This window comes from Pandoraea oxalativorans, assembly GCF_000972785.3.
Lineage (GTDB): Bacteria > Pseudomonadota > Gammaproteobacteria > Burkholderiales > Burkholderiaceae > Pandoraea > Pandoraea oxalativorans.
Genome location: NZ_CP011253.3, coordinates 4,727,945 through 4,751,681, shown reverse-complemented (window position 1 = coordinate 4,751,681; position 23,737 = coordinate 4,727,945). Strand labels below are relative to the sequence as shown.

The following is a 23,737-nucleotide window of genomic DNA, read 5'->3' as shown; positions in this document are numbered from 1 at the left end:
TGCTATCCGTCAGTACCGACGCGACGACGTCGATGCCGCTCAGCCGCGCTTGCGGAAGACCAGATCCCACACGCCGTGACCGAGGCGCAGGCCGCGGTTCTCGAACTTCGTCACGGGACGGTAATCCGGACGCGGCGCGTAATCGGCCGCTGTGTTCTCGAGCGACGCTTCGCCGCCGAGCACTTCGAGCATCTGCTCGGCATATTCCTGCCAGTCCGTCGCGCAGTGCAGGTAGCCGCCCGGCTTCAGACGCGAGGCCAGCAATGCCACGAACGGCGGTTGCAGCAGACGGCGCTTGTGGTGACGCTTCTTGTGCCACGGATCGGGGAAGAACACGTGGACGCCGTCGAGCGACCCTTCCGGCAGCATGTGCTGGACGACTTCCACAGCGTCGTGCTGGATGATGCGCACGTTCGAGAGCGGTGTCGTTCCGATGAGCTTGAGCAGCGCGCCCACGCCCGGCTCGTGTACTTCCACGCCGAGGAAATCGTCAGCCGGGCGCACCTTCGCGATGTGCGCGGTGCCGTCGCCCATGCCGAAGCCGATTTCCAGAATGCGCGGTGCGTCGGCGCGATCGAAGGCCGTCGGCCAGTCGAGCGTTTCAGGCGCGTACGGCAGTACGAACTTCGGGCCGAGTTCTTCGAAGTAGCGTTTCTGCGCTTCCGAGCTACGTCCCGCGCGACGCACGAAACTGCGGATGCGGCGCGGGTGCGCTACACCATCCGGGCCGACGTACGTGTCGTCGTCTTCCGAAGAGGTCGTTTGCGACGCGTCGAGTTCAGCGTCGTCGTGGGCCGGGAGCGAATCGTCGGCTGGCGGTTGTCCGTGGTTCGTCATGGGAAACAAAAAGCCGTCTGGAACGACGGCTTGTCGAGGAAACTGCGGCGGGCGGTGCGGACAGCGCCCAACACGATGATTTTTCAAAGGATTTTCCCGCGCCTTGGCGGCGGGAACGGGCTCGATTATCCACCGGAACGCCCTTCACTGGCAAGTTGGCGCCCGCTTCGCGTCCCGGCTTGATGCTGCCTGACGTCGCGAGGGCACGCCACCGTCAGCGGGCCTTGGCGCGCGACGGTTTGGCGCTGGCTGCCACGCGGGCCGCGCTCTTGTTGCCAAAGACGCCCGTCGTTTCCATGTCTTCGAGCCAGGAGAGGGCGTCGGCGTGACGCAGGAAGTGACGCAGATAGTCGGGCGACACGTCGTGCATGAGCGAGAGCGCACGATGCACAAGATGGCTGGAATTGAGCGGACCCGCGTTTTCGGGCACCTGCGCAAGCGACTGGCGCAGATTGCCGTCGGTGCTCAGCTTCGACCACGTTTCGCGGAAGTATTCGAGGACGTCGAGGTCTTCGAAGGCGTCGTCCGTCGCGATGACGGTCGGCGTGATGGCGACGGGAATCGGTGCCGGTTGGGTGACGGGGCGCTTCGCGGGCGCGGGCGCGTCAGAGGCCTTCGCCGTGGACGACGGTGCCGTCGGCTGAACGCTACGCGTCGGCCTCGATGTCGCGGGCGATGCCGACGACGTTGGCCGTTCGCCGGTGCCCATCTGTCGCGCGATGTCTGCCGTCAGCGTGACAAGCGGTGACGCGGCACGTGATGCTCCGGGATCGCCTGCGGTAGTCCGGGCATTGGCAAGCGACGTAGCGAAGTCGTCCACCAGCACCTTCAGACGCGCTTCAAGCACGCGCCGCACGTCGCCTCGATAGGTGAGCATGCGCGTGCAAAGCGCTTCGATACGATGAAAGCGAGTCGGGTCGCGCTTGTCGGCACCGGCTTCGCGCCAGGCGGCGAGTTGCGTAGTGGTCGGATCGACCGGATCGGCATGCGACACGACAAGCGTGTCGTCTTCGGCGGCGTCGTTCGTTGGAGAGGGCGTTTGCATGCTCATCGCCGTACCGTCACGCTTTCGGTTTGCCAGCGTTACCCGCGCTGCTGCGCGGCATCGGTGCAATTTCTACGCGGCGGTTCTTTGCGCGTCCGGCTTCGTCGGCGTTGGACGTCACCGGCTGTTCCGCACCGAACGCGGCCGAGAACACGGAGGACGGCGGCACCCCGGCGGCGATCAGCTCGCGCGTGACGGTCAGCGCCCGTTGTGCAGACAACTCCCAGTTGTCGGTAAAGCGGCGGTTCGTCTCGCGCACTTGCTGGTCGTCGGTGAAGCCGCTGACCATGAGAATTTCGTCGCTCGCGCGCAGATAGGCGGCCAGCGGCGCGGCCAGACTGCGCAGCACTTCGCGGCCCTGCGGCTGCAACTGATCCGAGTTCAGCGCGAAGAGCACGTTGCCGCTGATACCGATGCGCCCGTTCACCAGCGTCACACGCCCGCCCGCGAGCGGTCCGGCGAGCGCTTTCTCGAGCGTTTCGCGGCGCTGCGTCTCGACCTGGCGCTCCTTCACTTCACGCTCCAGCTTCGCGGACAGTTCGATCTGCACGCCGATCACGCCGAGCATGATAAGCACGAACGCGCCGAGCATCACCGACATCAGATCGCCGAAGACGGCCCACGTCGGCGCAGCGGCGCCTACGTCGCCCGCCTCTGTGATATCCGCGTCGAATTCGTCTCTCATGCTGCCACGCTACCCGGTTGCATACCCGTTTGCCCGCGCGTCTGCGCGAGATCCTGAAGGTTCTCGAGGATCTGCTTTTGCGACATCACGCTCAGCTCGACCACTTCGCGTGCCTGTGCGACGTAGTACCCGAGTTGTTCGTCGCTGCGCGCCATCGACTTGTCGAGTGCGGCCTCGATGCGTTGCAGATGTTCCAGCAGTTGCGTGTTCGATTCGCCGAACGACTGCACGGCGGCACCGAAGGCGTCGCCGAGGCTGGCGATTTCCACCACGCTGCCGGTGACCTGTGCGGACGCTTCCGTGAGCTTCTCCGTTTGTGCGGCGATGGCGTCGCCGAGGTTCGCGCTCGCGCGCTCGAGCAGTTGCGCGGAGGTCGTGACGAGTTCGTCGACGGCGGCACGTTGTTCGTTGCCCGCGTGCTTGACGGTGTCGAGCAGCGTGCCCAGCGTGTCGAGCAGTCGCGAGCGCTCTTCGAGCATGGCGTTGTCGCGGACCATGCTGTCCGAGAGCTTTTGACGCAGTTCGCCGATGATTTCGGCGGCCGCCTTCGGGGCTTCCGAAGCTGTCTGCACCAGACGCGAGATTTCCGCGATGGTGTCGCTGGCGTTGGCGCGCGTCTGCTCGGACATCTCCAGCGCGGTGCGGGCAAGCGTGTCGCAGATCGCCTGTTGCTCGCTGGCCGTTTGTGCGCCGACCTGCTGCCATTCCGAGCGCAGCGTGGACAGCGTGCCTTCGAGCGTTTCCGTCCAGACGGACAGGCGCTGCGATTCGCGCTCGGCGGTAGCGTCGTGATGCGCGGTGTTGGCGGCGCTGAGCGCTTGCAGCAGCGACGCACTGTGTTCGGTGAAGGCGCTGGTCGTCGCCGCGACGAGTTGCTGATTGCCGTCGGCCAGACGCTCGCTCGTCCGCGCGTGTTCGGCGATGGCGTCGCGCCAGGTCTGGGCGACGTTGGCGGACGTCGAGTCCAGTTGCGTCGAGACGTTTTGCAGCAGTTGCGTGGCCCGCGATTCGAACGTTTCGGCGAAGCGTGCGAGGGCGGTGGCGAGATCGGTGGCGAGTGCATCGTTCGCCGATTGTTGCGCGGCGAGGGCCTGCTTCCATTCGCCCGACACGACCGCAGCCGTCGCCGACACGCTGTGCATTGCCCCTTCCGTGCGCTGGCTTACGCCGTCGATCAAATGGGCGGCGCGTTGCTCGAAGGTTTCCGTGAAGCGGGCGAGGGCGGCAGCAAGTTCGGTGTTCAGTGCGTCGTTGGCCTGCTTTTGCAGTCCGATCGATTGCTCCCATGCCGATGCGACGCGCTCATGTGCGCCGCTGACATTGCCGCTCGCGGCGTCGAGCTTGGCTGCGACATCCGCCAGCAAGGCGCTTGAGCGTGCTTCGAACGTCTGCGCGAAGCGCTCCAGTGCCGCGCCGAGGGACTGTGTCAGCGTGTCGTGCGATTGCTGTTGCTGGCCGAGCGCTTGCTCCCACGCCTGGGCGACGGTGGTCTGCGCCGTGGCGATGCTGCCCGTTGCGCTGTCGAGGCGCGTGATGACCTCGCCGAGCAGGCTCGCGGAGCGCGCCTCGAACGACTCGGTGAATTGCGCAAGCGTTGCGCCGAGTTCTCTGGCGAGCGCGTCGTTGGTTTGCTGCTGCGTGGCGAGCGACGTTTGCCATGTCTGCGCGATGCCCGCGTGTGCGGCGTTGACCTGTCCGGTCGTCGTGTCGAGTCGTGCCGCGACATCGTCGACCAGCCTGGTCGAGCGCGTCTCGAAGGTCTGTGCGAATTGCGTGAGCGCCGCGCCGAGGTTTTCAGTGAGCGCGTCGTGAGTGCGTTGCTGCGTGGCGAGCGACGTCTCCCAGGTCTGGGCGACGTTCGCGTGGGCGGCGTCGATGCGGCCCGTGGTGGCCTCCAGGCGAGCCGCGACATCGTCGACCAGCCTGGTCGAGCGCGTCTCGAAGGTCTGCGAGAAGTGCGCGAGTGCCGTGCCGAGGTTTTCGGAGAGCGCATCGTTGCTGCGCTGTTGCGCGGCGAGCGACGTTTCCCACGTTTGCGCGACACCGGTCTGTGCGCTGCTGACCTGTGCAGTTACGGCCTCGAGTCGTGCGGCCACGTCGTCGACCAGTCGCGATGAGCGGGTCTCGAACGTCTGCGTGAAATCGCCGAGTGCCGAGCGCAGATCGGTGGCGAGCGTTTCATTGGTGCGCAATTGAGCGTCGAGCGAATCTTTCCAGACGCTGGCAACGCGCGCCGTCGTGGCTTCGAAGCGATCGGACAGGCCGTCCATACGGTCTTGCACGGCGCTCGACACGGTCTGATGCCACGTGGCGGTTTCGCGCGCGAGGCTCGCCATCGTCGCTTCGACTTCCGGACGAATCGCTGCACCGGCGGCGCTGGCCGTGGTGGCGACGCTGTCCTTCAGATACTGCTGCATCGCGCTGGTGAGTTGCGCGTAAGACGCATCCGTCTTGGCGTGCAGCGCGTCCTGATTGGCGACGAGGCGCTCGCCGAGCGCCTGACTCTGGCGCTCCATCGCGGCCATCATGTCTTGCAGACGGTCGACCAGTGCGGGCATGACCGTCGCTTGTTGCTGAAGCAGTTGCAGCGTGGTTTCGCGTTGATGCTGCTGTGAGAAGCCGCGCAGTGTCGTGACGATGCGTGCGTCGAGCGATTGCACGACCTGTGCGCGTTCCTTGCGCGCGAGTGCGGCGAGCAGGCCGAGCATGGCCGACGTCGCGACACCGGCGACCGACGTCCCGAATGCGAAGCCGAGTCCCTTGACCGGCGAGGCGAGCGAGGCACGAATCGCTTGCAGATCGGTCGCGCCTTCGAGCGCGATGCCGGTGCCGCGCAGCGTGGCGGCCATGCCGAGGAAGGTGCCGAGCATGCCGAGCAGCACGAGCAGGCCGACGAGGTACGGCGTGAGCGCCGGGCCGGGCAGGCCAACACGTTCGCCTTCCACGCGCAGACGCACGGCGGTGCGCAGACCGACGGGCAACGTCTCAAGCCACGCGGGCAGGGACGCGGGCGGTGCGCCTAGACCGGAGACGGCACTCGCAAGGGCGTTCGTCGACTGGTGAAAGCGTTTGAGTTCTAGCGCGCCGAAGAGATAGACGGCAGCGATCAGCAGGGCGATCGCGAGCGCGAGGGTATTGGTGCCAGCATAGCCGATGGCGATCCAGCCGACGACGGCAAGACCTGCGACAAAGGCAATGAGATCAACGAGGTAGCGTGGCAAACGGGTCATGTTGTCCGGGTTCACTAACGTTTTCGCCGGGAGCGACCGAGGCGAGGGCAGCAATCAGCCCTTCAATCGGTTCCAGGCGGATATCCAGTTCTGCGAGCAAAACGCTCTGCATATCCCGGTGGAAGGTGTCTAGCCAGGTGCCGGCGGGCGAGAGCGGCGGCGCACCGGGCACGCGCGGGGCCGCCATCGCGGCCTGCTCGGTGTCGCGCAGACGCACGAAATGCCCTTCGAGCAGATTCGGCACGCTCGCGAGCAGTGTGCGCTCACGTGCGCCCATCACGCGTTCCATGACGGCGTCGACGCTGGCGAGACGCGCGGCGTCCGGCGACATCGTGGCCAATTGAGCACGAAGGCGGGTGCGCAGGGCGCTGATCGCCGTGTCCATCGTCTGCTGCGACGTCGCGTAGCGCTGGCGATACGCCGGAAACTCCGCGAACGAGGCGGCCCGTTGACGCTCGGCCGCGCTCAGCGCACGAATCTGCCCGCCGGGCGCGGCCGCTAGCCCGCAATCGCGGGCGATGGCGGCGGCGAGGTCGACGCGCACACGTGCGAGTTCGTCTGCCGGGCTTTGCGCAGCCGAACGCGCGCCGGGCGTTGCCGCCGACGGGTTGGCTTTGAGAGCCGACGACAAAGCGATGGCGTCGGTCCAGCCCAGCCACTGGCTCAGACGGTCCGAGAGCGACGGCGCGGCCTCCGGGGGCGCGAACGAACTCAGGCGGGCCAGCGAGCGTATGAGTGTTGGGGCGCTGATAACGGGACGCCGGGACACTTGCACCATTCCACTGGGGGGGTCGAAAACCCAGCAGTTTACACTGCGCGCGCCCCGCGTCCGCCACTGGCTGCCCTATCGGGGGATTGACGCGCGAGCAAAGCGCCCGAGTGCCCACTGAAACCCCTGCGCAAGCCCCGCCGGACGCCGACTGTGATTTATCTCAGTTTTCAGGTACCGACCCGAGGTTTATCTTTCACTCAACCCGCGACAAACGCGAAACAAACGAAACGAAACCGGAGGTGTGAAATGACTGCAATCGGACCGATCTGCGACGCACTGGTAACCGTAGGCACGTGGGCTGGCCGGGCTGCGCCGGTGGCCAAGTTCTTCAACGACGTGATGGCGCTGTTCTGAAATTTCCCGCGACTAACGCAAAACAACGAATCAAAACTGGAGGGGTGACATGCCCGCAATCGGACTCATTTGCGACGGACTGGTCATGATCGGAAGCTGGGCACGTGCTGCGGCACCTGTCGCAAAGTTTCTCGCCGACACGGTCAATATCTTCATGTAATGCGCGATCACCGCGACGGAATCAATCTATAGCTGGAATGGGGGCGAGCGCCTGGGCGAGTCGCGCCGCCCCCTTGAAGCGGTTCATTGCCGATGTGATAGCCACCTTCTTCTGAGTGGCATCAGGTCGTCGAGCAGGCCGTTTCGGGGGGCTGTGCAAGCCCCGTCCGAAGGTAAGGCAACAAACTGGCGAGACCGGCGGCGGCCATCGCCGCGCCAATCCACAACGGTGCGCGCATGCTGTAGCCCGCATCGATCGCGGCCCCACCGGCCCACGTCCCGAATGCGAGGCCTGCCGTGATCACCGACGTATGCATCGTATTGACGAGCGGCCCCGGCGCTGCGGCGCGCATCACTCGCGCGACCATCGCCGGATTGAGCGAGACCCCTGTCAGGCCGATAGCGGCAAACGCAGCGATGCCGACCGGCGTCAGTTCGGCCCAAAGCGCAAAGCTGATCAGGGCGAGTGCGAGCACTGACAAACCTGCGACCAGCACCGTGAGCGTGTGACGGTCGGCGAAGCGACCGACGACGGCGTTGCCGATGATGTTCGCAATGCCATACATCGCGAGCAGATTCGGAATCGAGGTGGCGGACACACCGGCCACATTCAAAAAGATCGGCGAGAAATAGCTGAACGCGGCGAACGTCGCGCCGATGATCAACCCGCTGGTCGCAAACGCGGCCCACAGCGGACGATTCAGCAACGAACGGAATTCACCGGACAGGCTGACGACTTCAGCATCGGCCCCGTCCTGCTTATGGTCGGCCGGTGCCCACAGCGCAATCGCGACGGTACATAGGGCCGCGAGCGCAGCGACGAGCCAGAAGCTGGCGCGCCAGCCGAAGTGTTGCTCGATGAAGGCGGTGAGCGGCACGCCGACCACCGGCGAGAACATCAGTCCGCCGAGCACGAAGGAAGCGGCGCGGCCGCGCACCGACGGTGCGACGAGGTCGGCACAGAGCGTGAGCGCGACACCGAACGTTGCAGAGCTGGCCACGCCCATGATGATTCGCGCGACGGCCATCATTTCATAGCGGGTCGACATGGCGGCCAGCACGCCGCCGGCCACGTTGATCGAGAGCAGCCAGATGAGGGCGCGCTTATGCGGCGTGCGCAACGCGAGCAACACGGCGGTGAGCACCGGGCCGCCGATGGTCATGCCAACGGCATAGAGCGAGATCAGATTACCGATCTTGCCGATGCCGACGTTCATCGCATCGGCCAGCGCGGGCATCATCCCGGCGACCATGAATTCGGCTGTCGTCATGGCGAAGACGGTCAGTCCTAACAAGTAGACGACGGGTGGCATTGCGGATTTTTGCGTCATATTATTTAACGTTCATTCCATATTCGCGGGCGGAATATCGACCCGCGAGGGGGAGTCAATTGTTGGGTGTTGTGGGTGACGTGCTGCGCGAGAAAGTGGGGAGGGGCGGACTGGACGTGGTCGTCCGTCAGAGCTGAGCCAGTATGCCTTCCATGATGCCTTCGAGGAACGCGCGGTCGCAGACGGTGCGTCCCAGCGCGCGCAGGCCGTAGTAGCTCGCCAGGAACGTGCGGGCAACGATGACCGGGGAGCGCTCGGTGGACAGTTCGCCGTTGTGTTGTCCGACGGCGATCAGATGTACGAGCACCTGTTCGAAGCGGATGAAGTAGGCCTGGCTGATCTGGCGGACGCGTTCGTCCTTGGCGCCGCGCTCGAAGGCCGCGAACAGCGACATACAGCCGCGTTGCTTCTCGGGATCGAGGTCGTCGTCGATGCCCCATTGCATGAGCGTGCGCAGGCGGTCCTTGACAGGGCCGTTGCCGTTGAGAATGTCGACTTGCTGTTGAAGGCCGAGCGTCTGATAGCGCTCAAGGGCTTCGTGATAGAGATTGAGCTTGCTGCCGAAGGCATTGTAGAGGCTACCGCGTCCGAGGCCGGTGCATTCGACCAGCGCCTGCGCGGAGGTGCCTTCATAGCCGTTCGTCCAGAAGACGTCCATGGCGGCGTCGATGACAGCTGCGTCATCGAATTCTCTGGGTCTTCCGCTCATGATGGACCTCGTCATTCTGGAGGGATGGAAATAGCCGGTGCCACGTGGCACTTGTCCGATGGCATGACTATAGGTGATTTTTTACCATTCGTTCAAATAACCGGATGTCGGTTGTGGATTTGGGTGGATGGCTGGGGAGAGGGAGACGTCGAACGACGTTGGAAAACAAAAAAGCCGTCACAAGGACGGCTTTCTCGAAAATTCTTTGGAGCGGGCGATGGGAATCGAACCCACGGCTCTAGCTTGGGAAGCTAGGGTATTACCATTATACGACGCCCGCGAAGAGCGCCATTTTACGGGGGGTTGGGGGCGTTTGGCAATCGTGCGGTGAGTGCTGCGCACGACTGGAGGAATGGGAACAACGTGTCGGGGCATCCGCCAACGTCGGTTGTCACGCATAAACCCGTGGATATCGAGCGCCACCGCGTGTTCGCATCGAAAATACGCGGCATCGCACCGCAGGACCGCTAGGCCGTCCCCGGCACCACACGGCCGCCACCGATCAACTTATCATCGATGCGCCTGCGACCCCGCAGGCGATGCCTACCAGCGACCAAGTGGCGGGCAGCTCGAAGATCGACGCGTCTTCCATTCCGCCCGGAATGCAGACGCTGTTCACCACTACCGCTGTGTTGTAGGCCATGTGCAACAAAATGCCCGGGAGGATCGAGCGGGTCCGTTCGTACATCTTTCCCAGAATCAACCCGATCAAGGGAAGGGTCACGACCTGATAGATGTTCAGGTGTGCCAGCCCGAAGACCGCCGCTGAGTGCGCGATAGCCGTGCCCGACGGGTACTGCGTCAGGAATCCGCGAAGGACGATGCCCCGGAATAACATCTCCTCGACCACCGGCGCGAAACGGCAATTCCCCAAATCATTCCCCTTCCTCATGTGCGGTCGCGATCAGTATTTTTGCGTACCGATCGCACGTAGCATTGCGGATTCATCGATGTTTTTTATCGGATATATCTAACCCGTAATTCAAAAGGAGATGGTTAGTTAAACAAAATAGATAAAGGGAGACGTAGATGAATGGCATTCCTCTTTACCCGCGTTGGGTGGCCGCAATCGGTTTGGCGACACTGTCCTTTGGGGCGATGTCGGCGAATTCGACAGGCTCGCATAGCCCGTATTGCGAAACCGTCGCGCAATGCGTGAATCCGATGGCCACCGGCGGCATGGTCACATCGTCGAACTATCTGGCGACGCAAGCCGGATTGAAGGTGCTTCAGCAAGGCGGGAACGCCGTCGATGCGGCGATTGCCGTCGCGTCCACGATCGCCGTCGTCTACCCCCAGATGAACACCATCGGCGGCGACAACTTCTGGCTCATCTACAACGCGAGAACCCATGAGCTTCGCGCACTGAACGCCAGCGGCCGAGCGGGCGAACGCGCCACCCTTCAGTTCTACAAGGACAAGGGTCTGACTTTGATCCCGCCACGCGGCTATCTGTCGGTCAATACCGTGCCCGGCGTTGTCTCCGGATGGGACGAGGCATATCGATACGCCCACACCAGCATGGGACGAAGCCTCCCGTGGCGCGACCTGCTGCAAGACGCCATCCATTACGCCAAAGAGGGTTTCATCGTCACGCCGTCGCTCGCAAAGTGGTCGGCTATCAACGTCGATACGACCGATAACGTGTTTCGCAACCTTCAACAGTTCGACGGCTTCCGGCAAATCTTCCTGAAACCCGACGGCACGCCCTACCAGTCAGGAGAGCGCCTCAATCAGCCGGAACTGGCGAACACGCTCAAGCAGATTGCCGAGCAGGGTGCACAGGTGTTCTATAAGGGCGAGATCGCCGAGAAGATCGTCAAGGACCTTCAGGCCAACGGCGGAGTGCTCACGCGTGAAGATTTCGCCCGTCATCGCGCCGATTGGGTGAAGCCGATCTCGGTGAAGTACCGGGGTTTCGACGCCTACAATTTTCCACCGAATACACAAGGATTTGCCTCACTGGAAATCCTGAACATCCTGAATCGATTCGACGTGAAGGCGTTGGGGGAAGGCTCGGCCGACTACTATCATCTCCTCGTAGAGGCGACCAAGCAGGCCTTCGCAGACCGCGACAAATATCTGGCCGATCCGGACTTCGTCGATATTCCGCTGGCCGCCCTGCTCTCCGTCAAGCACGGTGCGGCGCAGGCCGCGCGCATCGACATGCGCCGCGCCAACAATGAGGTCGAGCCGATGGACCCGAAGGGCGATACCGTCTGGTTCGGTGTCGTCGATGGCGACGGAAACGCCGTCTCGCTGATCCAGAGCATCTATTACGACTTCGGCTCCGGCATCGTGCCGAAGGGAACCGGCATTCTGCTGCAGAATCGCGGCTCGTTCTTCTCGCTCGACCCGAGCCACATCAATCACATCGCGCCCCACAAGCGTACCTTCCATACGCTCAACCCCGCCATGCTGATGAAGGACGGCAAGCCGTATCTGGTCTATGGAACGATGGGGGGCGAGGGACAGCCGCAGACGCAGGCGGCGATCGTCACGCGCATCGTCGACTTCGGCCTCTCGCCACAGGCTGCGATCAATGCGCCGCGCTGGTTGTACGGCCGGACCTGGGGCGTGTCGTCGAACGATCTCAAGATCGAATCGCGTGTACCGGCGGCAGTCTCGGAGGCACTGAAGCAGCGAGGCCACCCCGTCAAGGTCGTCGAACCCTTCACCGATACGATGGGTCACGCGGGTGCAATTCTGATCGATTCGGCCTCGGGCGTGCTGCAAGGCGCAGCGGATCCGCGCGGCGACGGATTGGCGGCAGGCTACTGAGCCCAACGCTCGTCGGACCTCGGTATGAAGAGGTCCGGCGCGCGACGCGGATGCAGAAGTGCTTACCATCCCGGCAGCCGCCCAATCTGTGTGTTCCGCGCGAAGCGAACGACCATCACTCAAATGAATGATGTCTGCACGCGCACGTCCCTTTTAAGATCTCCGTACATAAAAATTCGACGCCGGGGGCACATATGCGCAACAGTCGTTTGCGACCACTTCGACTTGTGGCGACAGCGAGCGCTGCGCTTATTTTGGCCGGTTGCGGTCTGCCGGGTCCGACGCATAAGGGCGGTGCCCTCGTTGCGCTGGACGGGCGTCCCGACTGCGGTGTGTACGGCGTCTGGGAACGTTACACATGGTCCGGGGAGTGCCAGGGCGGCTTGACTAGCGGTCAAGGCACTCTGCTCGGCTACGGTGGCTCCACGTTAATGCTCCGCTACGACGGGGAGATGAAGGCCGGTCTTCGCGACGGCGTGGGCGAAATGTGGATGAACGCCGAGAAGTTCAACGGCGGCCCGACGACCCGATCGGGACGTTTTTCACGCGGCAACCTGCTGAGTGGTGCCGAAACGAATAACTACAGCGTTCGTAGCTATGCGGACGGCAAAAACGCCAGCACGGTCTACACCGCCAGCGAAAGCGAATCCTCTTCCGGGATAGGGGGAGCGCTGGCAGTGGTTGGCGCGATGATGCAGGGTGTTGCTGCGGGCGGAGGCAAAAACGCCGCACAGCTCGCGGCGCTGGGAGGTGCCATGCAGGGTAACGCCCAGGCGACAGGCGCGCAGAGTGGCTCGAGCAGCGCGATGAACTCGAACAACGACCTGAACCCAACCGTGCCTGCCGTGAATCAGTGCGTTCGTACGTCGCGCACGAAATACTCGGTCAATTTCACCAATACGTGCGACTTCCCGATAGCGGTCCGTTACTGCTTCACCAGTCTGTCCGGCGCAAGCCAGGTGGACGCCAGCAGCGGGGCACTCAAAGATGCGCTCTGTGGCGCGAAGACCGCCTATCCAAGCGCGACGCCGCCGATTGCCCCCGGTGGAAGCGACGCGCAGGCAGCGCCGAACAACACATTGCCGATCCAATTCATCGCCTGTCCATCGAGCGACATCCGCGCGCAAAACAACATTGCGTGGGACGGCAACTCACTACGCGGCACCTGCGGCGGCGTGATCGGCAAGAACGGTGTGCCGAATGGTTCGATCAGGAAGACGGGGGCCGTACGTTAGCGATAGTGCGAGGCGCGTACGCCGCGTCATTCATATGGAAAATGCGTACGGGGCCGGAGCGCGCACTACCCATCGATCTTATCGATGAACGCCAGCACCTGCGCTTCGGCCCTCACCCAGGCGTCATCTGGCGAGTGACCCGATAGACCGGTAATTTTGGAGAAGTCCGTGAAGAACACGCCGTTCTCCATATGACCTACCGATGCGACCGCTCTCCATCCCGAGACCCCGTTTGGTGCTACGCGAATCATGTACGTTCGCTGGCGATACTGTTTATGCAACTGCGTTGGCATGTGGCGAACTCCGACTGCTGGAAACTAATCCTAGCACGTGAATACGTAACGTGCGTTTAACGACCTGACCTCGGCTTTCCGCCCGCAAACTCAAGAATCGTGTCGTAAAGCTGCTGAGCCGCGCTGGACAGCACCAGTCCCCGCCGACGAATCAAACCGACGGTTCGCGTGACTTCCGGTTCCACCAGCGGCACGCTCGTCAGAAGCGGATGCGCCCCCGGCGGCATCGCCAGTCTCGGCACCGCCGCAATCCCCAAGCCTGCTTCGACCAGACTTACCACGCTCATCACATGCCGCACTTCGCAGAAAGAGCGCGGCAAATCGGGCGTGCCCGCCAGCGCCAGATCCAGCACGAACCGGTTGCCGCTCGCCTTGGCCACCGTCATGAAGTCGTATTCCTTTAACTCGCACCACTTCACTTCCGTGCGTTTGGCCAACGGATGCTCATGTCGGCAAGCGAGCACAAACGGTTCCTTCAGAATCGGCTCGAACTCGATCGTGTCCTCCTGCGCACCGAGATAGTTCAGTCCGAAATCCGCTTCGGCACGCACCACACTCGAGAGCACGTCGCTCGCCCCGGTGTCCATCACGCGGATCAGTACGCGCGGGTACGTCTCGTGAAACTGACGCAGTACCTCCGGCAGGAAGTGACGCACAGCCGACGGCACGCACGCGAGCGTGACTTCCCCACCCAGACGCGTCGCACCGTCCGCCAGACCGCGCAGGCTTCCGTCGAAATCGTTCAGCAACTCGCGCGCCTTGCGGGCGAAGTCGCGGCCGAACGCGGTCAGGTCGACGCGACGGGTCGTGCGATCGAGCAGCCGCACGCCCAGCGTGCTTTCCATCTTGGCGATGCGACGCGAGAGCGCCGATTGCGACAGATGAATTTCCTCCGCCGCCGCCCGAAAGTTGCCGCGCTCCGCAATCGCCACAAAGGCCCGCAGGTCGCTCAATTCCAGATTCATGCGTTCAGTGCACTAATGGTTGTGATTTTTGCGATTCTAATGCGTCGCGAGATGGCCGATCATTTTGGGCTGCCCCAATGCAGGGCAACCGGTCGCCATTCACCAAAGTACACACAACGATTTCACGGAGGAAAGACATATGAGCACTTTTACCCGACGCTCGGCCCTGAAGGCTGGCGCTTTCGCCTCGCTGGCCGCCGCGCAAGGACTGGTTCAGCGCAGCATCGCCGCGCCCGCCCCCGGCGCGGCATCCGTCGCCAGCGCCACCGAAAATGCACAGAGTGGCATAGGCGTGACCCGCACGCTGGCACGTTACATCGTCAACGCACGTTACGAAGACCTGCCCGCCAACGTGCGCAAGGAGGGCACACGCACGCTGCTGAACTGGATCGGTGTGGCTGTGGGCGGCTCGCATCATGAGACGGTGGATCGTGCCGTCGCGGCGCTCACGCCGTTCTCCGGTCCGGCGCAGGCGCATCTGCTTGGCCGAAAGGAACGCTTCGACATCATGAATGCGGCGTTCCTGAACGGTGTGGCGAGCCACATTTTCGATTACGACGATACGCATCTGAAGACGATCATCCACCCGGCCGGTCCGGTGACGTCGGCCTTGCTTGCGTTGTCCGAATATCACCCGATCTCGGGCCGCGAGTTCCTCAACGCGTTGGTGCTGGGTGTGGAGACGGAATGCCGCATCGGCAACGCCGTCTATCCGAACCATTACGACGTGGGCTGGCACATCACCGGCACCGCTGGCGTATTCGGCGCGGCCGCTGCCGCAGGCAAGGTGCTGGGGCTGACCGAGCAGCAGATGGTCTGGGCGCTGGGTCTGGCGGCGTCGTAGCCGGTGGGGCTGCGCGAGTCGTTCGGCTCGATGAACAAGAGCTTCAATCCGGGACGTGCCGCCAGCAACGGACTCTTCGCCGCGTTGCTCGCCGCGAAGGACTACACGAGTTCGGACGGCATGATCGAAGCCAAGCGCGGCTGGGCGAACGCCATCAGCACGAAGCAGGACTACCGGGAGATCACGGAAGGTCTCGGCCAGCGCTACGAGGCGGCGCTCAACACCTACAAGCCGTTTGCATGCGGCATCGTGATCCACCCGGCCATCGACGCCGCCATCCAGCTACGCAACGAATACAAACTGACGGCAGACCAGATCGCGAGCATCGACCTGAAGGTCAACCCGCTCGTCATCGAACTGACCGGCAAGAAGACGCCGCGCATCGGACTGGAAGGCAAGTTCAGCGTCTACCACTCGGTCGCGGTGGCGATCATCGAAGGCGCGGCGGGCGAGCGTCAGTACAGCGACCGGGCGGTGCAGGATCCGGCGGTCATCGCACTGCGCGACCGGGTGACGGCGACGGTCGTGCCGTCGATCAAACCGGAGCAGGTCGACATGACCATCACGCTCAAGGACGGACGCACGCTGCACAAGTTCATCGAGCACGCCATCGGCAGTCTGGAGGTGCCGATGACGGATAAGCAACTGGAGACCAAGTTCCTCGATCTGGTGAACGGTATCCTGCCCGATGCGCAAGTGCGCCGCCTGATCGACGCTTGCTGGCAAGTCGAGTCGCTGAAAAACGCGGGCGACATCGCCACGCTCGGCTCCGTGCAGCGCCAAGCGTGACGTAGTTCACGGACGCGACGTGCCGTCCGGCACGTCGCATTGGGCATCACCAGCGATACCGATACCCGACCTGTCCATAGACGTTACGACGGTAGTCGCCGCCCATGTTGCGCGCGTACTTCACACCGGCGTACAGCGGGGACGTGCGGCCCAGCGTCGCTTCGACGCCTGCGCCGAGTTCGTACCACGTCTTCGCGAGGCTGCTGTCGAACGTCGCACCGCGGACGCAGGTCGCACCCGGCCGCTGTTGGCCTGTGCGTCGATGCCGTCGCTGCTGCTCGTGCTGCCGGGTTCACCGTCGAACGGATGATGCCCACGGTACCGCCGCTGACACAATGCGGTGCCGAAGCGCTTACGTGGCCCGACGTTTCATCCGTCAATACAGACCGGCAGCCGTGTTCTTCTGAAGGTCCCGGTCGTAAGTCTCTGCGTCGAAATGACCGCCGCTCAGACGTCGATGCATCGCACCGGTGCTCGGCAGACATTCGCGCGCGATCTGCGTCGCCTGATCCCACAGATGAGAGCGGACGATGGCTTTCGCGCAATGGAAATACACGCGATCGATCGACACGACGATGACCGTTTTGGGCAGCTTGCCGTTCACTTCGAAGCGCGCAAGCAGGTCGGGGTCGACCGAAATGCGCGCCCGGCCGTTCACGCGCAACGTCTCGCCGATGCCGGGAATGAGGAACAGCAGCGACACGCGCGGATCGGCAATGATGTTGCGCAGATTGTCGATGCGATTGTTGCCGGGACGATCCGGTACGGCGAGCGTGCGTTCGTCGAGAATCTGGACGAAGCCGGCCGGATCGCCCTTGGGCGAGCAGTCAGTGCCTTCGTCGCCGACGGACGCCAGCACCACGAACGGACAGGCTTTCACGAACGCCTGGTAGTCCTCGTTGAGGTAGGTCAGTTCCTTCCAGACCGCGCGTTCGCCCGGCTCGCCGTAGATCGCTTCGAGTTGTTCGACGCTGCTCACATCGTGATTCATGTCATGGCCTCATCACTTCCGGTGTCGGTTACACCGGGCAGTATAGAGGGTGATATTGACGCGCGTGCGGCAGTCATTGCACACATTCGCACATCAGGCGGCATCCCCTCCCGAGAACCGCAGTCCGGCAATGCCCACGATGGCCAGCGTCAGAAAGCCGACGCGGCTCCACGTCAGCGATTCCCCGAACCAGAAGACACCGATGGCCACCAGTCCAACCGTCCCGATACCGGTCCAGATGGCATAGGCCGTGCCGATGGGCAGCGCACGCAACGCCAGCGCCAGCAGGTAGATGCTGGCGAGCGCGGCGGCAATGGCGAGCGCACTCGGCAGCACGCGCGTCCAGCCCTGACCCAGCTTGAGCGCGAGCCCCATGGCGATTTCAAGTGCCGCCGCGAGTAGCAGGTAAATCCAGGCCATTGCATTCATCGTGTCATGCCTCCTTCGCTTCGGCCGCCTCGGCCGCTTCGGACGCTTCGGACGCTTCGGACGCGCCGCGATTGGCCGCAATCGCCTTTTGCACTGCGGGACGCGCCTCGATGTCCGTGAGCCATTGCCGCACATCGGGGAAAGGCGTCAGGTCGAGGTCGAGTTCGTCGTGCGTACGCAGCCAGGCGAAGGCGGCAATGTCGGCAATCGAATACTCGTCCGTTGCGAGATAGGCCGATCTGGCCAGCTTCATGTCCACCACCCCGATCAGCCGCAGCGACTCTTTGCGATAGCGCTCGATGGCCTCGGCGTTGCGCGTCCTGGCGCCGTGCAGAAACCATCAGAGTTGACCCAGCATCGGGCCGATGCCGCCGATCTGAAAGTGCAACCATTGGTTCACGGCTATCGCTTTCGCCTGCGTCATCGGTTGCAGCACGCCGGTCTTCGTCGCGAGATAGGTCAGGATCGCGCCCGACTCGAACACCGTCAGATCGCGCTCGTGGTCGACGATCACCGGGATCTTGCCGTTCGGATTGAGCGACAAAAACGCGGGTTGCTTCTGTTCTCCCGCAGAGAGATCGACGTTCACCTGTCGATGGTCCAGACCGGCTTCGTGCAGATACAGACTGACCTTCAGGCCGTTGGGCGTGTTGGCGGTGTAGAAGGTGAGCGGCGGGTGGATGGAATTCTTGACGTTCATGGCATTCCTCAGGACGTTGTCTTGATTTGCGATTGCAAATACAATGATCGCAATTGCAATCGTATGTGTTTCCACGACGAATCACAAGATGTGAGGAATGCCATGAGGGAATGGGGGAGCCGGGGCCGTGCCGCGAAGGACGGACGAAGCGCGCCAGACGAGGCCACGCGGCAGGCGGCGCTCGCCTGCATCGGCAAGCTGCGCGCCGTGCGCAGTGCGGGGCAGACGCCGGTGTCGCCATCCGGTGCGCTCGCGTCGTTGACACGGGCGCTTTCGGAAGGCGAGACGTCCGACAAGGTCTGGATCGTCGATTCGGATGCGCAGATCGCACCACCCCCGCCCCGCGATCCGGCGTCGAAGCGCAAGCGAAACAGCCAACCTGTGGCGCTTGCGAGCGCCATCGTCACGTGGTTCCGCTCGGCGCCGGCACGCGAACGTCCGTTGCTATACCTGCTGCATTCGCCGACGTTGCGCGGTGTGTTGAGCGCGGGTATCGAAGCGGCCGGACTGAAAGACGCTCAGAACGCCGGGGCAGGGCGGCGCGGCATTTTCCTCAACGACGCCACCGTATGGTCGCCGGACCGGTTCAAGCGCGTTCGCCCGGAATTGCCGATGTGGCTCGCGGCGCAGGCCGAATGGCTGCCGTACGATCCGGCGTCGGCGCATGAGCTCAAGGCGTTGCTATGCGCGGCACTCGACGCGCTGTATGTGCGCGGTGAATCCGGCTTCTGTTATCTGAGCGCGCATGAAGTCCCCCTCGCGCCGTCGCGTGCACTCACGCGCAGCGATGCGCGCAATGCTTTCAAAGGGATGTACCGCCTGCGTACGTTACCCGACACAAATCCTCCCTACGTCGTTCGACTGTGCGGGGCGGGCAGGGCGTTGGCGAATGTGCTGGAGGCCGCGCGCTGGCTGCAACTCGATTGGGGTGTCGCGTGCGAGGTGTGGAGTTGCCCGAGCTACACGCGCCTGGCGCGCGAGGCGTGCGAGGCCGAGCGTATGGCGTTGCACGGCCCGGATGCCGCTGCGGACGTGCCCCATCTCGTGCAATGTCTTGGCGACGCCAGTGCGCCGGTGCTGGCCGTCACCGGTTACGCCCGGCACATCGCCAATCAGATCGGCGCGTTCGTACCGGCTCGCTTTGCCGCACTGGGCAGCGACGACACCGACATCGGGGCAGCGACGGACGACAGCGGCGAGCGTTTAGGCACCGGGGACGCACCGGGCGTGCGATGGATCGTACTCAACGCGCTGCGTCTGCTGGTGGACGAGGGCACGTTGCCGCGTACCCGTATCGCAGACGCCACGCGTCGCTACGGTGTGGTCTGAAATCGCGCACGGAAGGCCCCACTGGGCCTATCGCGCCTTGGTCTCCGACAGAAACGCCTTCGCTGCCGTACTCGCCCGATCCAGCGCTTCGGCCACGGGCGCGACGTCCTTCTCGCGAAACTGACTCAGGAACAACTCCGCCACGGCGGACTGATAGACCTTCCACATCTTCTTGCGAAGGGTGCGTCCCTTGTCGGTGATGGTTGCGTAGGCCGCGCGTCCGTCGTCCGGATCGCGCATGCGGGTCACGAGCCCTTCCTGCTCCAGACGGTCGATCAGGCGCGTGAGGTTGTAGCGCTCGATGGCAAGCACGTCGGCCAGTTCGTGCATGCGCCGCGTGCCTTGCGGGCCGCTTTCCAGCCCCCACAGCGTGTCGTACCAGGCGTAGGCGGGCAGGTCGGCCTGCGCCAGACGGCGCTCGATCTCGCGAATCATTGTGCGGTGCGCGCGCACGAAGGAGAACCAAAGATCGGGGTCAGGCGTGCTCATGAATGTCCTTGTCGATGTCGCATGTGAGTTGCAGATGCAATTGTACATGGCTAGAATGACCGGCACGACGATTGCAAATGCAATCCATTCGGCACTTTTTGCTCGCTTATTGCTCTCGTAATCGCTATCGCGAACCCCCGTCGCGATCCCTACTGTGGTTCGTGATCTCAAGGAGACATGTCATGACTCAATTGCCAGTGGCGGCGGGTGCCGACACCGATATCCAGGAAACGCGCGAATGGCTCGACGCGCTCGAAGGCGTCACCACCGTTGAAGGTCGCTCGCGCGCCCACTTCCTGATCGACCGTCTTGCCGCGTGGGACTTCGCGCAGCACGGCGACTTTCATACCCGTGCGACGACCGACTACGTCAACACGATTCCCACGTCGCGCCAGCCCGCGTACCCGGGCGACCTCGCCATCGAGCGTCGTCTGAACGCCTTCATCCGCTGGAATGCGATGGTGATGGTGCTGCGCGCGGGCAAGCATTCGAACGTGGGTGGCCACATCGCGACGTACCAGTCGGCGGCCGTGCTGTACGACGTTGGCTTCGACCACTTCTTCCGTGGCCGCACCGATACGTTCGACGGCGACATGATCTACGTGCAGGGGCATTCCGCACCGGGCATCTATGCACGCGCATATGTCGAAGGCCGCATCACACAGGCGCAGCTCGATAACTACCGTCGTGAAGCGGGGCGCAGTGGGATCTCGTCGTACCCGCATCCGCGTCTGATGCCCGACTTCTGGCAATTCCCGACGGTGTCGATGGGTCTCGGCCCGATCACCGCCGCGTATCAGGCGCGCTTCATGCGCTATCTCGAATACCGTGGGCTGAAGCAGCATCAGGGCCGCAAAGTCTGGGCGTTCCTTGGCGACGGTGAGATGGATCAGCCTGAATCGCTCGCCGCGATCTCGCTGGGCGGACGCGAGCGTCTCGACAATCTCGTGTTCGTCGTGAACTGCAACCTGCAACGGCTCGATGGCCCCGTGCGCGGCAACGGCAAGGTCATCCAGGAGCTGGAAGGCACGTTCCGGGCGGCGGGCTGGAACGTCATCAAGGTGGTGTGGGGCAGCGGCTGGGACGCGTTGCTGGAAAAGGACGTCCACGGTCTGCTGCGCGAGCGGATGATGGCGTGCGTCGACGGCGACTATCAAACGTTCAAATCGCAGAACGGGGCTTATGTGCGCGAGCACTTCTTCGGCAAGTCGCCCGAGTTGCTGGCGATGGTCGCGCATCTGAGCGACGACGAGATCTGGCAACTCGCACGCGGCGGACACGACGCGCTGAAGGTCCACGCCGCTTACGCGCAGGCGATGAAGACGGAGGGGCGTCCGACCGTCATTCTCGCCAAGACCGTGAAAGGCTTCGGTATGGGCGAAGTCGGCGAGGGGCAGAACGTCAATCACCAGTTGAAGAAGATGAGCGCCGACGCGGTGCGCGCCTTCCGCGACCGCTTCGATCTGCCGGTGAGCGACGAGCAACTGGCTGAGATGCCGTATCTGCGCCCCGATCCGGAAAGTCCCGAAGGTCGTTACTTCGCGGCGCGACGCGCCGCGATGGGCGGTCATCAGCCTGCGCGCTTCGGCTTGCGCGCGCCACTTGCCATTCCGCCGCTTAGCACCTTCGCCGCACAACTCAAGGATTCGGGCGAGCGCGAGATGTCGACGACGATGGCGTTCGTGCGCATCCTCACGACGTTGCTCAAGGACAAGGAAATCGGCAAGCGCGTGATTCCTATCGTGCCCGACGAATCGCGCACGTTCGGCATGGAGCCGCTATTCCGCCAGATCGGCATTCACTCGTTCCAGGGACAGCGCTACACACCGCAGGACGCCGGGCAACTCAGCTACTACAAGGAAGCGCTCGACGGTCAGATCCTGCAAGAAGGCATCAACGAGTCGGGGGCGATGGCGTCGTGGATCGCGGCGGGCACGTCGTACAGCACGCACGACTTCGCCACGATCCCGTTCTATATCTTCTATTCGATGTTCGGCCTGCAACGCGTGGGCGACCTCGCCTGGGCCGCTGGCGACGCACGTACACGTGGCTTCATGCTCGGGGCGACGTCCGGTCGCACCACGCTCATGGGCGAAGGTCTGCAACACGACGACGGTCACAGCCACGTGCTCGCGTCCGTCATCCCGAACTGCGTCGCGTACGACCCCACGTTCCAGTACGAACTCGCCGTGATTCTGCACGACGGCATGAAGCCGATGTACGTCGACGATCAGGACGTTTACTGCTACGTCACGCTGCTCAACGAGAATTACGCGCACCCGGCCATGCCCGAAGGCGCGGAAGCGGGCATTCTCAAGGGGCTGTACTTGCTACGCGAAAGCGACGCAAAGGCCGATGCCCCGCGCGTACAACTCATGGGCAGTGGTGCGATTCTTCGTGAGGTCATGGCGGCGAGCGAATTGCTGCGCGACGACTTCGGCGTGCAGAGCGATCTCTGGAGTGCGACGAGCCTGACGGAAGTGCGTCGTGAGGGGCTGGCCGTCGAGCGCTGGAATCTGCTGCATCCGGACCAGACGCCGCGTGTGCCGTACGTCCAGCAATGTCTGGCGGATCGCACGGGGCCGGTGGTGGTCGCGACGGATTACATGAAGATCGTCGGCGACCAGATTCGTCCGTTCGTGCGTGAGCGTCGATTCGTCACGCTCGGCACGGATGGCTTCGGCTGTTCGGATACACGCGAATCGCTGCGCACGTACTTCGAGGTGGACCGTCACTTCATCGTGCTGGCGGCGCTCGGTGCGCTGGCCGACGAGGGGCGCGTGCCGCGCGAGCGTGTCGCCGAGGCGATTCGCAAGTACGGTATCGATCCGGAGAAGCTGGACCCGGCAACGGTTTGATGGGGAAGTAGAGAAGCAAGCAGCGCGAAGGTGAAGCGCGGTGCGGGGGCGTGTCGCGCTTCACCTGAACGTTTGGCCGTCAGGCGACGTGTGCGGCGTATCCCGTCACGCCGGTGGCGATCTCGTCCTTGAGCGTCAGCGCAGGAATCTCGTAATCGCCGAAGTTCTGGCGACGATAGGGGATCGGCGCAATCGTCGCGAGCGTGTCCAGACGCTTGCCGAAGTCGCGCGTGATCGTGGCGAACGCTTCGGCGTCGACCCGCGACGAGCGGAACGTCACGAACGGCGGCAGCACGTCGAAGCCGGGATAGAACAGCACGCCGTGCTGAATCGGGAACAGGATATCGTCGATGGGCCCGTTGATACCGCGCGCGCTGTAATGCGAGTCCCAGCCGCCGGTCGTCACCACGAGCATGGCGCGTTTGCCCGACAGCGAGCCTTCGCCGTAGCGGTCGCCCCAATGCGCACTCGAATGCTCGCCCACGCCATAGGCGAAGCCATACGCATACACCCGGTCGAACCAGCCCTTCATGATCGCGGGCATCGAGAACCACCACAGCGGGAACTGGAAGATCACCGTATCGGCCCAGCGAAGCTTCTCCTGCTCGTGGGCGATGTCGGCGCGCTGCGTGCCGTCGAGGAATGCCTGCTTCGAGTCGAGCGACGCGTGAAACGGCTCAGCCGGATTGCGTTGCGGCGCGTCGTGCACGTCGATGGTCGTCTTCCACTGCATCGCGTATAAATCCGAGACCTGCACGTGATGACCGGCAGCCTCCAGATGCTGCACGGCGAAGTCGCGCAGCGCACCATTGAGCGAGCGTGGTTGGGGATGGGCGTAGACGATCAGGACATTCATTTTCAGACTCCGTGGCCTTGCGGCGTATTCGATCCATCGCTTCATTCGGATGGGGA

17 protein-coding genes, 1 tRNA gene and 3 pseudogenes are annotated in these 23,737 nt (G+C 63.5%); 5 read left to right on the top strand and 16 right to left on the bottom strand.

Annotation, left to right across the window (positions count from 1 at the left end; all coding sequences use genetic code 11):
* Positions 1-39: 39 nt before the first annotated feature.
* The 9 genes from trmB to MB84_RS20875 all read right to left on the bottom strand — a co-directional run bounded on the left by trmB (position 40) and on the right by MB84_RS20875 (position 9,996).
* Positions 40-837, bottom strand: a complete 798-nt coding sequence (trmB, locus tag MB84_RS20915; RefSeq protein WP_046289743.1) for a tRNA (guanosine(46)-N7)-methyltransferase TrmB — start codon at positions 835-837, stop codon at positions 40-42.
* Positions 838-1,051: 214 nt separating this feature from the next.
* Positions 1,052-1,882: a DUF2894 domain-containing protein gene (locus MB84_RS20910; RefSeq protein WP_084010074.1), complete on the bottom strand. Its 831-nt coding sequence runs from the start codon at positions 1,880-1,882 to the stop codon at positions 1,052-1,054.
* A 16-nt stretch (positions 1,883-1,898) separates the two neighbouring features.
* Entirely contained in the window at positions 1,899-2,567 is a 669-nt protein-coding gene (locus tag MB84_RS20905; protein ID WP_046289742.1) for an OmpA family protein, read from the bottom strand.
* Positions 2,564-5,788 carry a DUF802 domain-containing protein gene (locus MB84_RS20900; protein ID WP_046293096.1) on the bottom strand — a complete coding sequence of 1,075 codons (3,225 nt, stop codon included), beginning with the start codon at positions 5,786-5,788 and terminating at the stop codon, positions 2,564-2,566. Before MB84_RS20900 ends, MB84_RS20905 begins: the two co-directional genes overlap by 4 nt.
* On the bottom strand, positions 5,769-6,575 hold the full coding sequence (locus MB84_RS20895) for a DUF3348 domain-containing protein (RefSeq protein WP_065225814.1): 807 nt from the start codon (positions 6,573-6,575) through the stop codon (positions 5,769-5,771). Before MB84_RS20895 ends, MB84_RS20900 begins: the two co-directional genes overlap by 20 nt.
* A gap of 629 nt (positions 6,576-7,204) precedes the next feature.
* Entirely contained in the window at positions 7,205-8,413 is a 1,209-nt protein-coding gene (locus MB84_RS20890) for an MFS transporter (RefSeq protein ID WP_046289741.1), read from the bottom strand.
* A 127-nt stretch (positions 8,414-8,540) separates the two neighbouring features.
* Positions 8,541-9,122 carry a TetR/AcrR family transcriptional regulator gene (locus MB84_RS20885; protein ID WP_046289740.1) on the bottom strand — a complete coding sequence of 194 codons (582 nt, stop codon included), beginning with the start codon at positions 9,120-9,122 and terminating at the stop codon, positions 8,541-8,543.
* Positions 9,123-9,328: 206 nt separating this feature from the next.
* Positions 9,329-9,402: transfer RNA gene (locus tag MB84_RS20880), tRNA-Gly, on the bottom strand.
* 222 nt (positions 9,403-9,624) lie between these two features.
* Positions 9,625-9,996, bottom strand: a complete 372-nt coding sequence (locus MB84_RS20875; RefSeq protein WP_245725426.1) for a CPBP family intramembrane glutamic endopeptidase — start codon at positions 9,994-9,996, stop codon at positions 9,625-9,627.
* Between the two features lie 155 nt (positions 9,997-10,151).
* Here MB84_RS20875 and ggt point away from each other — a divergent pair, with 155 nt between their 5' ends.
* Together ggt and MB84_RS20865 are read left to right on the top strand one after the other, a co-directional pair.
* Positions 10,152-11,903, top strand: a complete 1,752-nt coding sequence (ggt, locus tag MB84_RS20870; protein WP_046289739.1) for a gamma-glutamyltransferase — start codon at positions 10,152-10,154, stop codon at positions 11,901-11,903.
* 332 nt (positions 11,904-12,235) lie between these two features.
* The gene (locus tag MB84_RS20865) at positions 12,236-13,138 is read left to right on the top strand and encodes a hypothetical protein (protein ID WP_211279323.1); all 903 of its coding nucleotides are present in this window, start codon (positions 12,236-12,238) and stop codon (positions 13,136-13,138) included.
* Between the two features lie 349 nt (positions 13,139-13,487).
* Here the strand turns inward: MB84_RS20865 and MB84_RS20860 are convergent, their stop codons facing one another.
* Positions 13,488-14,396 (bottom strand): LysR family transcriptional regulator, encoded by a 909-nt coding sequence (locus MB84_RS20860; protein ID WP_046289737.1) that lies wholly within the window; start codon positions 14,394-14,396, stop codon positions 13,488-13,490.
* 139 nt (positions 14,397-14,535) lie between these two features.
* Here MB84_RS20860 and MB84_RS31730 point away from each other — a divergent pair.
* A pseudogene (locus MB84_RS31730) lies at positions 14,536-16,029 on the top strand (MmgE/PrpD family protein).
* Between the two features lie 46 nt (positions 16,030-16,075).
* On the opposite strand, the pseudogene MB84_RS31725 reads toward MB84_RS31730, so the two are convergent.
* The 4 genes and pseudogenes from MB84_RS31725 to MB84_RS20840 all read right to left on the bottom strand — a co-directional run.
* Positions 16,076-16,189: pseudogene (locus MB84_RS31725) on the bottom strand (hypothetical protein); the annotation flags it as partial.
* 216 nt (positions 16,190-16,405) lie between these two features.
* Positions 16,406-17,020 carry a pyridoxamine 5'-phosphate oxidase family protein gene (locus MB84_RS20850; RefSeq protein ID WP_046289736.1) on the bottom strand — a complete coding sequence of 205 codons (615 nt, stop codon included), beginning with the start codon at positions 17,018-17,020 and terminating at the stop codon, positions 16,406-16,408.
* A gap of 93 nt (positions 17,021-17,113) precedes the next feature.
* On the bottom strand, positions 17,114-17,440 hold the full coding sequence (locus MB84_RS20845; protein ID WP_046289735.1) for a DMT family transporter: 327 nt from the start codon (positions 17,438-17,440) through the stop codon (positions 17,114-17,116).
* 13 nt (positions 17,441-17,453) lie between these two features.
* Positions 17,454-18,149 (bottom strand): annotated as a pseudogene (locus MB84_RS20840) (glutathione S-transferase family protein).
* 102 nt (positions 18,150-18,251) lie between these two features.
* Between MB84_RS20840 and MB84_RS20835 the strand changes: the two are divergent.
* On the top strand, positions 18,252-19,478 hold the full coding sequence (locus MB84_RS20835) for a transketolase-like TK C-terminal-containing protein (RefSeq protein ID WP_052652630.1): 1,227 nt from the start codon (positions 18,252-18,254) through the stop codon (positions 19,476-19,478).
* A gap of 27 nt (positions 19,479-19,505) precedes the next feature.
* Here MB84_RS20835 and MB84_RS20830 read toward each other — a convergent pair whose 3' ends face one another.
* Positions 19,506-19,967: a MarR family winged helix-turn-helix transcriptional regulator gene (locus MB84_RS20830; protein ID WP_046289734.1), complete on the bottom strand. Its 462-nt coding sequence runs from the start codon at positions 19,965-19,967 to the stop codon at positions 19,506-19,508.
* Positions 19,968-20,149: 182 nt separating this feature from the next.
* Here MB84_RS20830 and aceE point away from each other — a divergent pair, with 182 nt between their 5' ends.
* Complete coding sequence (gene aceE, locus MB84_RS20825; protein WP_046289733.1) at positions 20,150-22,825, top strand: pyruvate dehydrogenase (acetyl-transferring), homodimeric type; 2,676 nt, start codon at positions 20,150-20,152, stop codon at positions 22,823-22,825.
* Between the two features lie 79 nt (positions 22,826-22,904).
* Here the strand turns inward: aceE and MB84_RS20820 are convergent, their stop codons facing one another.
* The gene (locus tag MB84_RS20820) at positions 22,905-23,681 is read right to left on the bottom strand and encodes an NAD(P)H-dependent oxidoreductase (protein WP_046289732.1); all 777 of its coding nucleotides are present in this window, start codon (positions 23,679-23,681) and stop codon (positions 22,905-22,907) included.
* Positions 23,682-23,737: the final 56 nt, after the last annotated feature.